General features: G+C 69.9%; 12 protein-coding genes. 6 read left to right on the plus strand and 6 right to left on the minus strand.

Annotation, left to right across the window (positions count from 1 at the left end; all coding sequences use genetic code 11):
* Nucleotides 1-11 precede the first annotated feature (11 nt).
* The 6 genes from K7W41_RS07205 to K7W41_RS07230 all read left to right on the plus strand — a co-directional run bounded on the left by K7W41_RS07205 (nt 12) and on the right by K7W41_RS07230 (nt 7,019).
* Nucleotides 12-236 (plus strand): potassium-transporting ATPase subunit F, encoded by a 225-nt coding sequence (locus tag K7W41_RS07205; protein ID WP_224606284.1) that lies wholly within the window; start codon nt 12-14, stop codon nt 234-236.
* Between the two features lie 4 nt (nt 237-240).
* A complete protein-coding gene (gene kdpA, locus K7W41_RS07210) occupies nt 241-1,935 on the plus strand; it encodes a potassium-transporting ATPase subunit KdpA (protein WP_224606286.1) in 1,695 nt (564 codons plus the stop codon).
* Nucleotides 1,932-3,995: a potassium-transporting ATPase subunit KdpB gene (gene kdpB / locus K7W41_RS07215; RefSeq protein WP_224606288.1), complete on the plus strand. Its 2,064-nt coding sequence runs from the start codon at nt 1,932-1,934 to the stop codon at nt 3,993-3,995. Before kdpA ends, kdpB begins: the two co-directional genes overlap by 4 nt.
* A gap of 97 nt (nt 3,996-4,092) precedes the next feature.
* Nucleotides 4,093-4,734 (plus strand): potassium-transporting ATPase subunit KdpC, encoded by a 642-nt coding sequence (kdpC, locus tag K7W41_RS07220; RefSeq protein WP_224606290.1) that lies wholly within the window; start codon nt 4,093-4,095, stop codon nt 4,732-4,734.
* Nucleotides 4,735-4,753: 19 nt separating this feature from the next.
* A complete protein-coding gene (locus K7W41_RS07225; protein WP_224606292.1) occupies nt 4,754-5,854 on the plus strand; it encodes a universal stress protein in 1,101 nt (366 codons plus the stop codon).
* Between the two features lie 226 nt (nt 5,855-6,080).
* Complete coding sequence (locus tag K7W41_RS07230; RefSeq protein ID WP_224606294.1) at nt 6,081-7,019, plus strand: phosphotransferase; 939 nt, start codon at nt 6,081-6,083, stop codon at nt 7,017-7,019.
* Here the strand turns inward: K7W41_RS07230 and K7W41_RS07235 are convergent.
* The 6 genes from K7W41_RS07235 to K7W41_RS07260 all read right to left on the minus strand — a co-directional run bounded on the left by K7W41_RS07235 (nt 7,016) and on the right by K7W41_RS07260 (nt 13,471).
* Nucleotides 7,016-7,729, minus strand: a complete 714-nt coding sequence (locus K7W41_RS07235) for an HAD family hydrolase (RefSeq protein WP_224606297.1) — start codon at nt 7,727-7,729, stop codon at nt 7,016-7,018. The genes K7W41_RS07230 and K7W41_RS07235 overlap by 4 nt on opposite strands.
* A 134-nt stretch (nt 7,730-7,863) precedes the next feature.
* Complete coding sequence (locus tag K7W41_RS07240) at nt 7,864-8,289, minus strand: DinB/UmuC family translesion DNA polymerase (RefSeq protein WP_224606300.1); 426 nt, start codon at nt 8,287-8,289, stop codon at nt 7,864-7,866.
* Nucleotides 8,290-8,388: 99 nt separating this feature from the next.
* Nucleotides 8,389-9,006 carry a DNA polymerase IV gene (gene dinB, locus K7W41_RS07245; RefSeq protein WP_224606303.1) on the minus strand — a complete coding sequence of 206 codons (618 nt, stop codon included), beginning with the start codon at nt 9,004-9,006 and terminating at the stop codon, nt 8,389-8,391.
* A gap of 5 nt (nt 9,007-9,011) precedes the next feature.
* Nucleotides 9,012-10,217 carry a 23S rRNA (cytosine(2499)-C(5))-methyltransferase gene (locus K7W41_RS07250; protein ID WP_224606307.1) on the minus strand — a complete coding sequence of 402 codons (1,206 nt, stop codon included), beginning with the start codon at nt 10,215-10,217 and terminating at the stop codon, nt 9,012-9,014.
* Between the two features lie 324 nt (nt 10,218-10,541).
* A complete protein-coding gene (locus K7W41_RS07255; protein WP_224606310.1) occupies nt 10,542-11,753 on the minus strand; it encodes a cation:proton antiporter in 1,212 nt (403 codons plus the stop codon).
* A 215-nt stretch (nt 11,754-11,968) separates the two neighbouring features.
* On the minus strand, nt 11,969-13,471 hold the full coding sequence (locus tag K7W41_RS07260) for a sigma factor-like helix-turn-helix DNA-binding protein (protein WP_224606313.1): 1,503 nt from the start codon (nt 13,469-13,471) through the stop codon (nt 11,969-11,971).
* Nucleotides 13,472-13,480: the final 9 nt, after the last annotated feature.

Consider the following 13,480-nt stretch of genomic DNA (forward strand, 5'->3'; position numbering starts at 1 on the left):
GCGGTGGTGGCGTGCAGGGGGGGGCCCCGCGTGGGCGCGCAGGCCAGCCCTCACCCTACCGCCGTTCCCACCCCCCCAGTGACTGGCCATCTGGCCAGTGGGGGCGCCATCTGGCGGCTGGGCGCCCGCCGGGTGGGGGGCGCACCCTGCAGGGCATGGACGCTTTCCTTCTGTTGCTGGTGCTGCTGCTGGGCGCCTACCTGCTGTACGCCCTGGTGCGGGCCGAGAGGTTCTGACACCGTGGACATTCTGCTGACCTACGGCCTGGCCATTGCGCTGGCACTGCCCCTGGGCCTGCTGATCGCCCGGGTGTACGACAGCCCGGCCTCGCCCCTCAGCCGGGGCCTGCTGCGGCTGTGCGGCGTGAACGCGGCGCGCGGCATGACGTGGCAGGGCTACGCGGCGGCGCTGCTGGGCACCAACCTGCTGGTGGGGCTGGCCGCGCTGGCGGTTTACCTGGGGCAGGGCGGCCTGCCGCTGAACCCCGACGCCATTGCCAGCATGCGCTGGGACACGGCCGTGCACACCATGGCCTCGTTTATCACCAACACCAACCAGCAGCACTACAGCGGGCAAAGTGGCCTGTCGTACCTGTCGCAGCTGCTGGGCATTACGGCGCTGCAGCTGTTTACGCCCGCCGTGGGCATGGCCGCCCTGTTTGCCGTGCTGCGCGGCCTGCGCGGCGAGACCAACGTGGGCAACTATTACCTGGACGTGACCCGCGCCGCCGGGCTGCTGGCCGCGCCCGCCTTCGTGCTGGCGCTGCTGCTGACATGGCAGGGCGTGCCCAGCACCTTTGCGGGCGCCAGAACCGCCACGCTGCTGGAGCCGCACACCGTTCAGGGCCAGACCGTGACCACCCAGACCATTCCGGTGGGGCCGGTGGCGGGCATGGTGGCCATCAAGCAGCTGGGCACCAACGGCGGGGGCTGGTACGGCCCCAACAGCGCCGTGCCGCTGGAAAACCCCACCCCACTGTCGAACCTGCTGCAACTGGTGAGCATCATTCTCTTTCCGGTGGCGCTGGTGGTGGCGACCGGGCGCTTTCTGCGCCGCCCCCGCTTTGGCCTGATGGTCATGGCGGTCATGAGCGTGCTCTCGGCGGCGCTGACCCTGAGCGCGGTGCTGGCCGAACGCGCGCCGAACGCGGCGCTCGCCGGCCTGGCCGCCGCCGGGCCCAACCTGGAAGGCAAGGAGGTGCGCTTTGGCGCCGACGCCTCGGCGCTGTGGGGCGCGCTGACCACCCAGACGAGCAACGGCTCGGTGAACAGCATGCTGGACTCCTTTACGCCGCTGGGCGGACTGGTGCCGCAGCTGGGCATGTTCCTGAACGATGTCTACGGCGGCATTGGCGTGGGCATGATCAACATGCTGGTGTTCGTGCTGCTCACCGTGTTCGTGGCCGGGCTGATGGTGGGCCGCACCCCGGAACTGTTTGGCCGCAAGATCGAGGCGCGCGAAATCAAGATCGCCTCCCTGATTCTGCTGCTGCAGCCGCTGCTGGTGCTGGGCCTCACGGCCGCCGCGCTGGCCAACCCGGCCGTGACCGCCAACTCCAACCCCGGCTTTCACGGGCTGTCGCAGGTGCTCTACGAGTACAACTCGGCGTTTGCCAACAACGGCAGCGGCTTTGAGGGCCTGGGCGACAACACCCCGTGGTGGAACCTGACCTGCGCCGCCGCGCTGCTGCTGGCCCGCTTTCTGCCCATCGTGGGGCCGCTGGCGATTGCCGGACTGCTGGCCGCCAAAAAGGCCGCCCCCGAAAGCAGCGGCACCCTGCGGGTGGACACCCCGGTCTTCGCCGGCATGCTGCTGAGCGTGATGGTGCTGCTGCAACTGCTGAACTTTGCCCCGGCCCTGGTGCTGGGCCCGGTGGCCGAACACCTCAGCCAGGGCCAGAGCACCCAGAGCGCCGCCAAGGACGTGACGAAATGACCGCCGCTCCCCAACCCCAGCCCGGCACCCCCCCCACCGCCAGGACGTCCATCTTCGCCCCTGACCTCGTGCGCGCCGCGCTGGTGGCGGCCGTGACCAAGCTCAGCCCGCGCCCCATGGCGAAAAACCCGGTGATGTTCGTGGTGTTCGTGGGCGCCGCCGTGACCCTGGTGCTCACGGTGCAGAGCCTGGTCGCCGGGCGTCCCTGGGGCTACGAAGCCGCCGTGACGCTGCTGCTGCTGTTCACCGTGATCTTTGCCAATTTTGCCGAGGGGCTGGCCGAGGCGCGCGGCAAGGCCCAGGCCAATGGCCTGCGCTCGGCGCGCGAGGACACGCCGGCGCGGCGCGTGGTGGACGGGCGCGAGGAAGTGGTGCCCAGCACCCGCCTGGGCCGGGGCGACGTGGTGGTGGTGAGCGCGGGCGAGATGATTCCCGCCGACGGCGAGGTCATTGAGGGCCTGGCCAGCGTGGACGAGAGCGCCATTACCGGCGAAAGCGCCCCCGTGATCCGCGAGGCGGGCACCGACCACAGCGGCGTGACCGGGGGTACCCGGGTGCTCTCGGACCGCATCGTGGTGCAGGTGACCAGCCAGCCCGGCGAGAGCTTTCTGGACCGCATGATCGCGCTGGTGGAAGGCGCCAGCCGCCAGAAGACCCCCAATGAACTGGCCCTGAGCATTCTGCTGGCCGCCCTGACCCTGGTGTTCCTGATCGTGGTGGCAACCCTGCTGCCCATGTCGCGCTTTGCGGGCGCCGAGGTGAACGTGGTGACGCTGGTGGCGCTGCTGGTGTGCCTGATTCCCACCACCATCGGCGGCCTGCTGCCGGCCATCGGGATTGCGGGCATGGACCGCGCCCTGCAGGCCAACGTGATTGCCAAGAGCGGCAAGGCCGTGGAGGTGGCGGGCGACGTGGACATCCTGCTGCTGGACAAGACCGGCACCATCACCATCGGGGACCGGCAGGCCACCCGCTTTGCCCCGCTGCCCGGCATCAGCGCCGAGCAGCTGGCGCGCGCCGCCGCCGTGGCCTCGCTGGCCGACCCCACCCCCGAAGGCAAGAGCATCGTGGCCCTGGCCCGGCAGCAGGGCGTGTATGCCGAGGAACCCACGAACGCCCAGTGGATTGAGTTCACCGCCCAGACCCGCATGAGCGGCGTGGACTACGCCAGCAGCGCGGGGCCGGTGAGCATTCGCAAGGGGGCCTCGGACCGGATGGCGCGGCTGGCGGCCGAGCGCGGCGCCCGCGTGCCCGCCGAACTCTCGCCGCTGGTGGACGAGGTGGCGCGCGGCGGCAGCACCCCGCTGGTGGTGATTGAAAACGAGCGCCTGCTGGGCGTGGTGGCGCTCTCTGACATCGTGAAGCCCGGCATGCGCGAGCGCTTTGAGCAGCTGCGGCGCATGGGCCTGAAAACGGTGATGATCACGGGCGACAACCCCCTGACCGCCGAGGCCATTGCCCGCGAGGCCGGCGTGGACAGCTTTTTGGCCGAAGCCACCCCCGAAGACAAGCTGGCGATGATCCGCGAGGAGCAGGGCCAGGGCAAGCTGGTGGCCATGATGGGCGACGGCACCAACGACGCCCCGGCGCTGGCCCAGGCCGATGTGGGGCTGGCGATGCAAAGCGGCACCCAGGCGGCCAAGGAAGCGGCCAACATGATTGACCTGGACTCGAACCCCACCAAGCTGATTGAGGTGGTGGAAATCGGGAAAGGTCTGCTGATGACCCGGGGCGCCCTGACCACCTTTTCCATTGCCAACGATGTGGCCAAGTACTTTGCCATTCTGCCCGCGCTGTTTGCCGCGCAGCTGCCCGCCCTGGCCCCGCTGAACGTGATGGGCCTGCGCAGCCCCGAAAGCGCCATTCTGTCGGCTGTCATCTTTAACGCCCTGGTGATTCCGGCCCTCATTCCGGTGGCCCTGAAAGGGGTGCGCTACACCCCCGGCAGCGCCGACGCCCTGCTGGCCCGCAACCTGCTGGTGTACGGCCTGGGCGGCGTCCTGGTGCCGTTCGTGGGCATCAAGCTGATTGACCTGCTGCTGGGGGCGCTGGGGGTGTGAGTGGGCGCTGCACCACGACGTGCCGCCCCGCCCTGCCGCTCTCCCTCGCCCGGCTTCTCTTCCCTGCCGCCTCTCGCTGACCTGTTCGGAGTTTGCCATGACCACACTGCCGCCAGCCGCTGCCTCTGTCCCCGACCACTCACCCCAACCCGGCTTTTTCTCGTGGCTGCGGTTCTCGCTGCTGTGGCTGGTGCTGGGGGGCGCCGCGTACCCCCTGCTGACCACCGTGACGGCCGGCGCGCTCTTTCCCTGGCAGGCGCAGGGCTCGCTGCTGCAGCAGGATGGGCGCGTGCTGGGCTCGGCGCGGGTGGGGCAGCCGTTTAGCGGCGAGCGGTACTTTGTGGGCCGCCCCAGCGCGGCGGGACGCGGCTACGACCCGGTGAACGCCTCGGGCAGCAATCTGGCGGTCAGCAACCCGGCGCTGCGCGGGCGGGTGCAGGCCGACGCCCAGGCCATCGCCGCGCGTGAGGGCGTCTCTGCCAGCCAGATTCCTGCCGATCTGGTCACGGCCAGCGGCAGCGGCCTGGACCCGCATATCTCGCCCGCCGGGGCCGAGCTGCAGGTGGCCCGGGTGGCGCGCGCGCGCGGCCTGGACGAAGCCCAGGTGCGCGCCCTGGTGGCCCGGTTCACCGAGCGCGGCCCGCTGGGACTGGGCCAGAGCGGGGTCAACGTGCTGCAGCTGAATCTCGCCCTGGACCAGCTGGCCCTTGCGCGCGCCCAGCCTGGGCAGGCCCCCTGACCCCCGCCCGGCCGCGCCCGTGACCGACGCTCCCGACCCCATCCGGCTGCCCCCGCGCCGCGCCGCCCCGGAGACGGCGCGGGGGCGGCATAAGGTGTACGTGGGCATGGCCGCCGGGGTGGGCAAGACCACCCGCGCCCTGCACGAACTGCGCGAGCGCCTGCAGGGCGGCGAGGACGCCCTGATCGGCGTGCTGGAAACCCACGGCCGGGCCGATACCATCCGCGCGGCGCAGGGCCTGCCGCTGTTTGGGCGCCTGGAGCTGCGCCGGGGCGAGGTAACCCTGGGCGAACTGGACGTGGACGGCCTGCTGCGCCGCCGCCCCGAAACGGTGCTGGTGGACGAACTGGCCCACACCAACGCCCCCGGCAGCGCGCGTGAAAAACGCTGGCAGGATGTCGAGGTGCTGCTGGCGGCGGGGATCAACGTGCTGTCCACGGTGAACGTGCAGCACCTGGAATCGCTGAACGACACCGTGGCCCGCCTGACCGGCGTGCGGGTGCGCGAGCGCCTGCCCGATCAGGTGCTGCGCGACGCCAACGAACTGGTGCTCATTGACCTGCCCCCCGACGACCTGCGCGCCCGCCTGCGCGCGGGCAAGGTGTATGGCCCGGAGAAAATCGAGCAGGCGCTGAGTAACTTCTTTACCGTGCCCAACCTCACAGCCCTGCGCGAGATTGCGCTGCGGCAGGTGGCCAACGCGGTGGAAATGGAAGCCCCGGCCGGCGAACCCGGCGTGCAGGAGCGGGTGGTGGTGGCGGTCTCGGCGGCCCCCACCGCCGCGCGCCTGATTCGCCGGGGCGGGCAGCTGGCCGAGCGCCTGCGCGGCGAACTGCATGTGGTCACGGTGCGCCCGGCGCGGCTCAGTCCCGAACAGGGGCGGCTGCTGGACACCTTCCGGGCCGTCACGGCGGCGCTGGGCGGCCACTTTGAGGTGCTTGACCCCCAGGGCAGCGTGGCGCAGACACTGGTGCGCTACGTGCAGGGCTGCCACGCCACGCAGGTGGTGCTGGGCGAAAGCCGCCGCTCGCGCTGGGAAGAGTGGTGGCGCGGCGACATCATCAAGACCGTGCTGCGCGACACCCGCAAGGTGGACGTGTACGTGATCACGCGGGAGTAGCCAGGGGGGTCCGGCCTCGGCGTGCCTGCGCCGACTGGCGGATGCCGGGCGCCGTATACGGGACGCCTCTGATTCCAAAGCCTATTGGGAAGAGCGCAGGGGTGCTTTTCCATCGCCGGAGTCCCGTATGTTCTCGTGTTCGCTCTGCGATACAGCTCTACGAGTCCGCTCAGGCTCGCCTTCGGCTCACCTGAGTTCCGCATTACGCGCTACCTACACTGGGCAGATGAGCCTGCTGAATCCCTGGGGTCTACCCGACGACGCCGGGTACGACACTTTCAGCGCCCTGCACGCCCAGGCGCTGGCGCCGTGGCAGCCGGCCCTGGAGGTCATCCGGGCGCGGCACAGCCTGCCCGGCGGCCCCTTCACCCGCTTTGCCCTGGGCAAGAACGCGGTCTTCGGGTGCGGCGAGGTGGTGGTCAAGCTGGTGCCGCCCATCTGGGCCGGGGACGCGGCGCGCGAGGCCGCGGCGCTGCGGGCTGTGCAAGGCCGCCTGCCCCTGCCCACGCCCGAGCTGCTGGCGACGGGGCGGCTGGGGCGCTGGGCCTATCTGGTCACGGCCCGGCTGCCTGGGCGCCCCCTGGCCGAGGTCTGGCGCGACCTGGACGTGCCTGGCCAGACGCGGCTGGCCGGGCAGCAGGCCGAGCTGCTCCTGGGCGTACAGGCGCTGACCCCCCCGCCGGAACTGCACTTTGACTGGCCGGGGCTGCTGCTGCGCCAGGGCCTGGAGCTGCGCGCCGCCCTGCAGGCCCCCCCGGCGCTGGCCCAGGCCGCTGAGGCCTTTTTGCAGGACGTGAGCTGGAATGGCCCCGGGTTTGGCCGCGCGCCCGTTTTTCAGCACGGTGACCTGAATTTTCTGAACCTGCTGGTCGAGGAACGCGGGGGCCAGATCACGCTGAGCGCCCTGATGGACTGGAGCGACGCCCGAAGTGGCCCCGCCGCGCACGACCTGATCTCACCAGCCGTCAACCAGTTCAGGCGCTGGCCGCAGGCCCGCCGCGCGTGGGCCGGGGTCCTGGCCCCCACGCCCGAGGACCGGCGGGAAGCCACCGCGCGGGCCCTGCTGTACTACCCCGACGACTGGAACGCCATCCTGGCCGATCTGGGGGCGGCGCAGGCCACCTCCTGGGAGGACGTTGGGGACGTGCTGTTCGGCACGGCTTAAGCCGAGGCCGGGCTCAGGCCCAGCAGGGCGGGCAACCCGGCCAGGGTCTGCACCTGCGGCACCGCTGGATCGGGCGCCCGGTGCCCCGGCCGGTTCACCCACACCGCGCGCAGCCCGGCGGCCAGGGCCCCGGCCACATCGTTCGCCCAGGAATCCCCCACCATCACCGCCTGCGCCGGGGCCACCCCCAGCGCGGCGCAGGCGGCGTGGTAGGCGCGCGGGTCTGGTTTGGGCGCTGGCATGTCCTCCACACACAGCAGGGCGTCCACCAGCCGGTGCAGGTCAACATGGGCCAGTTTCTCGGCCTGCACGGCCCGCACGTAGTTGGTCAGGACAGCCACCTTCAGCCCGGCCGCCCGCAACGCGCGCAGCAGGTCGGCAGCGCCCTCCAGCGGAGCCCACGCCTGCCGGTAAGCGGCGCGGTAGAGCCGGGTGGCCGCCTCACCGTCTGGCGCCGGGACGCCCAGGTCGCCCAGCAGCCGGGAAAAGCGCAGCACGCGGGCGCCGTGGGCATCTACGTCGCCCTGGAACAGCAGCGGATCAATGGCGCGGATGTGGGCGGCGTGCCGGGCGAACAGGTCATCGGGCGCGCAGGTCAGCCTGTGGGCCGCCGCCAGCGCCTGCAGTCCGGCCCGGGTACACGCGGCGTCGTCGAACAGGGTGTCGTCCAGATCCAGAATCACAGCCTGAAGGGCGGGCAAGGTGGGCACCGCCCGAGTGTAAGGCGCCACTCCCTGTGCCCCGGCCAGAGGGGGCCCCCTCAGCTTCCCCTCCCCCAGGGCGTCAAAGAGCCCCGGCTGGGGCACGGGCGCGCGGGGCACCAAACTGGCCGCCGTGATGCCCGTCAGCCGGCCCCCCCCTGCCCCTGCACCAGCTCTGGCGTCAGCAGGCGCGCGGCGGTCTGGGCCAGGGCGGCAGCGTCCTGCACAGGGGCGGGGAGGGTCATGCGGCGGGTCACCACCCGGCGGTCCGCAAATTTCAGTTTCAGGACAACTGTGCGGGCCCAGAGCCCCTCGCTGGCCAGTCGGCGCGCCACGCCTTCTGCCAGAACGGGCAGGCGCGACTGCACCGCCGCGAGCCCTGGCAGATCATCACTGTACGTTTCTTCGGTGCCCACGCTCTGGTGCGGGCGGCCGGGCTGCACCGGGCGGTCGTCCAGGCCCCGGGCAATGCGCCAGAAGTGCGTGCCCAGCACCCCGAACTGCGTGGCCAACTCGGCGGCCGAGGCGGCGCGCAGCTCGGCGCCCGTGTGATAAGGCTTCCGGTTCATCAGTTGTGGAACAGCTGATGAACCCGACCGGAGGGAGCAGGAAAAGCGGTGACGGAGAGGAGTGGAAGCACCGGAGCGCAGCGGAGGGGCTGAAACGGATCATCCGGAATCCGTGTGAATGCCCATCGCCGCCAGCCGGGCCACGGTGGCCGGGCCGATGCCGTGAAAGGCACCCACCGGCAGCCCCGCCAGCAGGCCATCCACTTGGCCGGGCAGCACCACGGTCAGACCGTCGGGTTTGTTCATGCCGCTGGCCAGCTTGGCCAGAAACTTGTTCACACTGACCCCGGCGCCAGCGCTCAGCCCTGTGCGGGCACGCACCTCGGCGCGGATGGCCTGCGCGATGCGGGTGGCACTGGGCCCGCCCCGCAGCGGCGCGCTCACATCCAGGTACGCCTCATCCAGCGAGAGCGGCTCGACCAGGGGCGTGTAAGCCGCGCAAATGTCGCGCACCTGCGCACTGACGTCCCGGTAGGCGTCAAAGCGGGGCGCCACCACCAGCAACCCGGGACAGCGTTCCAGCGCCCGGTACAGCGGCATGGCCGAGCGCACCCCAAAGGCACGCGCCTCGTAACTGGCGGTCAGCACCACACTGCGCCGGCCACCCCACGCCACCGCCAGCGGCCGGCCCCGCAACGCCGGCTGATCACGCGCCTCCACCGACGCGTAAAAGGCGTCCATATCGATGTGGATGATCTTGCGGGGCGGGCTGTGCACGGGGCTCAGTCCAGTTGCAGAAAGATGGCCTTGAGGTACTGGGCCTCGGGAAAGCCCGCGTGGTGGTCCGGGGCGTGCTGGGTGGTATGCAGCTCCCGCCATGTCCGCCCGCTGCGGCGCGCGGCGCCCCGCACGGCGTCCCAGAATTCTTCAGCACTCACATGCGCCGAGCACGACGCACTGATCAGCAGGCCGCCAGGAGCCAGCCGGCGCAGCCCGTCGGCCGCCAGCTTGCTGTAGGCGCGGATGGCCCCCGCGCGTTCCTGTTCCCGCCGGGCCAGCGAGGGCGGGTCCAGAATCACGAGATCAAAGGTGCGGCGGGTCTGGGCCAGCCAGTCGAACACGTCGGCCTGCACGGTTTCGTGGGGGGCACGCAACTCCGGGTTCAGGGCAAAGTTACGCGCCGCACTCGCCAGGGCGTGCGCGCTGATGTCCAGACTGACGACCTCGCGCGCCCCGCCCCGCGCGGCGTACAGCGAAAAGCCCCCGCTGAAGGAAAAGGCGTTCAGCACCCGGCGGTCCCGGGCATACCCTTCGACCCGGCGGCGGTTCTCGCGCTGGTCCAGGAAAAAGCCGGTTTTCTGGCCTTGCAGCACCTCCGCTTCAAAGGCCAGGCCGGTCTCGTGAAAGACCACGGTGCCGCCCGGCACCTCGCCCGCCAGCACCTGCCCGTCGCGCAGCCCGGCGGCAGCCGCCTTCGCCTGAATGTTGCGGCTGAGGCGCAGCACCACGGCAAAGTCTGCAAACCGGGCCTGCAGCAGCCCCAGCACCCGGTCCAGGTGCGCGAACCACGCGGCGGTGTACAGCTTGAGCACCAGCACCCCGGCGTAGCGGTCCACCACCAGCCCCGGCCAGCCGTCGGATTCGCCGTTGATCACGCGGTAGCCGTCGGTTTCCGGGCCGAACAGCGGGGCGCGGCGGGCCAGGGCGGCGTCCAGGTGGGCGGCCCACCAGCCGTCGTCCAGGGTGACGGGCGGGCCCTGGTGGAGCACCCGCACCCGCAGCGGACTGCCGGGGTCATACAGGCCGATGGCCAGAAAGCGGTCGCGGCGGTCATAGATCACGGCCAGTTCGCCGGGGTCGCCCTCGCGGTTCTGCCCACGCAGGCTGGACTCGTACACCCACGGATGCCCGGCGCGCAGGTGGCTTTCGGCGGCAGGCGATACCCGCAGGCGCAGGCGGGGACGGGAGGCAGGGGCGGCGTCCGGCATCCCCGCAGGGTAGCGCACCTGGGGAGGAGAGCAGCGCGTTTCCAGCAGGGGCGGGCGGAGGTTGGCATCAGGCGGGACGCCTCTGATGCCAAAACAGCGTGGAAGGAGCGAAGGGCTGCTGTTCCAGCGCCGTCGTCCCGTCTGTTCTTATGTGTGCGCGGCGATGCCGCTTTCGCGCGTCCGCCTGCCCCTCGCCTTCGGCTCATCTGAGTGCCGTCTCAGGCGGTGCCCGTCATGAGGCAGAGGGGCCGCCGCACCAACCGGACAACCCCTCTCCTCCATTCGGCGCGCATAAGCAGACCGCTTCAACAACCGCGCCAGAGGTCAGCCCCCCTGCGCGGGTTGGACCCGCCTCGCCAGCACGCGCAGCGCCAGCGGGGCCAGCACGGTGGTCAGCAGCACCATCAGCAGCACCTGGGCATACACCGGCCCCGTGATGATGCCGGCCGCCAGCCCCAGACTGATCACAATCAGGCCCACCTCGCCGCGCGGGACCATGCCCACGCCCACCAGCCACGCTTCCTGGCCCAGGGCGCGCGCCCCCAGCACGCCGCCCAGCAGCTTGCCGGCCACCGCCAGCAGGGTCAGCACGCCGCCAGACACCAGCACGGCGGCGCTGCCCAGCACGCCCAGGTCCACCTGCAGCCCCACCACCACGAAGAAGATGGGGGCCAGAAAGGCTTCCAGCGCATGCACCTTGGTTTCAAACTCCAGTTCGTCCTTGATCTCGGCCAGCACCATGCCCGCCAGAAAGGCCCCGATGATCGGCGCCAGCCCCGCCACGGTGCTCAGGGCCGCCACCCCCAGGCCCACCACAACCGCCACGTTGAACATGCGCGAGAGGCTGAGGCTGCGCAGACGCGGCTCGAAGCGGCGGATCAGGGGCAGGCCCAGGGCCAGCACCAGCGCCACGAACCCCAGGCTGAGGCCCAGAATCAGGGCCACCTTGCCCGCGCCCACGCTCTCCCCGGCGCCCAGACCGCTGACCACCGCCAGCAGGGTGAGGCCCAGAATGTCGTCAATGATGGCCGCCCCCAGGATGATCTGGGCAAAACGGGCGTCCAGCAGCCCCAGTTCCTGCAGCACCTTGGCGGTAATGCCCACCGAGGTCGCCACCAGGGCCGTGCCGATAAACAGCGCCGTGAGTAGTCCGTGGTTCTGCCACAGCCCAAACGCCAGCCCCAGGCCCAGCGGCAAGGCAATGCCCAGCAGCGCCACGGCCACGGCTTCCTTGCCCACCGCCAGCAGGTCGCGGAAGCGGGTTTCCAGGCCCACCATGAACAGCAGGAACACTGCCCCCAGTTCAGCCAGGCTGAGCAGCACATCGTTCACCTGCACCAAGTTCAGCACCCCGGGCCCGATAAGGAGCCCCGCCCCCACCTGCCCCACCACCGCCGGCATGCCCAGCCGCCCTGCCAGCGCGCCGCACAGGGTGGCTGCCAGCACCACCCAGAACAGGCCAAGCAGCAGCTGCGCGCTGCCCTCTGACCCTGCCGCCAGCGCCGAGCCGGACAGCAAGAGCGTAAGCGCCAGCATTTTCCTTGTGTTTGCCATATCCCACCTCCTGCAGCCAGCGCCGCCCCTGCGACTTGACCCCGCCCAACAAGGCAGGAGACAGGCCAAGTTGACCTGTCTCCACCCTGGGACCTATAGGGGCCCACCCAGCCACGGCGCCCAGACACGGCTGGGGCATGGCGCTGCTGCCATTCAGCATAGCAAAGGCAGCGAGGCCAAAACTTTAACCCATTGGCTCAATTCATGGCCCAGTGGGTCCAGTCGGCTGCTTCCTGCGGCAGCGCTGCGCCGTGTTCCTGGGCCAGCAGCGCTGTTTCTTTGAGCACCTCGCGCTCCTGGGCGATAAAAGCCTGCCGAAGCCCGGCGAGCAAAACAGCTTGCGGGGGCATGGCACGCCGATCACGCTGGGCAAACCAGCGGCGGAACAGCCGGCGGTTCGCTTCCTCAACTGTCACAAATAAGGCCTCGGCCGTCCCCCATTTCCAGTATCGAAACTGGAGTGAGAAGCGGCCCAGGGACAGCACTTCAGCGGCATCCAAACCACGCTGCTGCGCCAGTGTCAACACCACGTCTGCGGGCAGCCAGTCCTGACCACCCTGGACAAACAACTCCTGCATGAAGGCTTCTATAGGCTGGTGGCTTACATCGTCGCGGCATCCCTCGAGGGCGAAAACGCCCCGACCCAGGCTGATAAATTCCGTCTCTCGTGACAGCAAGGCCATGACGGTGCCGTCATAGACCTGGCGTGACAGCCGGCGCTGAATCTCGCGCCAATGAAGTGGCATCTGCGCGGCAGCGAGCACGGCGCGAATAGCCTCGAGATTGTTGGCATGGCCGTCACCCAGGGCACCCAGACGCCAGCAACCGTCCCGCCCAGCGTGCTCAAAGTACCTGAGTTCCCGCACATCGGGCCGACTGAGCGCCGCAGCAAAGTTGCGTGGCGGGGTCTGGCTCAGCCGGGCGTCAAAGGCGGCCGTCGCCTTTCCAATTTCACTGAAGTGCCACTCGGCAAAGCCAGCCTCGGCCAGTTGCTCTGCCACCGCTTTCATCACCTGAGGCAAGGTCCATGTGCCCAGCCCGTACAGCCCGCTGCAGACCCGTACCACCCGGGGCCAGCCACACGCCATGGCTGCCAGTGCGCCGGGCGGCACGTCCAGCCACCTGGCAAGTTGAGCTTCCTCCATGAAGGACGCTCGCTCGGCCAGCAGGCGTACGATTCTGCGTTCGTCGGGCAGCGCTTCAGGCACGAACAGGAAGACGTCCGGCCCCACAGGAAGACTGGTCATTTTACGCTTTTGCACCTCTTCCCAAAGGTTGACCACGAAGGTCCAGAGATGCGCTGGGGTGGCGTCCGGGCGGTGACCACTGCATGCACCCGACACATCGACCAGTACGCACCCATCTCGGCCCAGGCCCATGAAGACACTGTCCAGCACCAGCTTCAGCTGGGGGTTTCGAACAAAGGTGCGGCTCACTTTGTTGACCACTTGCCGCACCCGCTCGCGGGTAATACCAAATTCGTCGCCAGCGGCCTGTAAGGTCAGCCCTGGGCCAAACCGTCCCCAGATCAAGTGGCGATTGCGTTCGTCGTCAATCAGGTCAAGGCAGGCGTCAACCAGATGGCCCAGAGAGGGCAAGGCGCGGCCAGGTGACGGCGGCGAAGCAGGCCGTATGCCTTCAAGAACCTCAGCCCATTCTTCAGGCAGCGGAAAATCTGCATATGCACCCAGCTTCGACATGATTTGGCC

This window comes from Deinococcus multiflagellatus, assembly GCF_020166415.1.
Classification (GTDB): domain Bacteria; phylum Deinococcota; class Deinococci; order Deinococcales; family Deinococcaceae; genus Deinococcus; species Deinococcus multiflagellatus.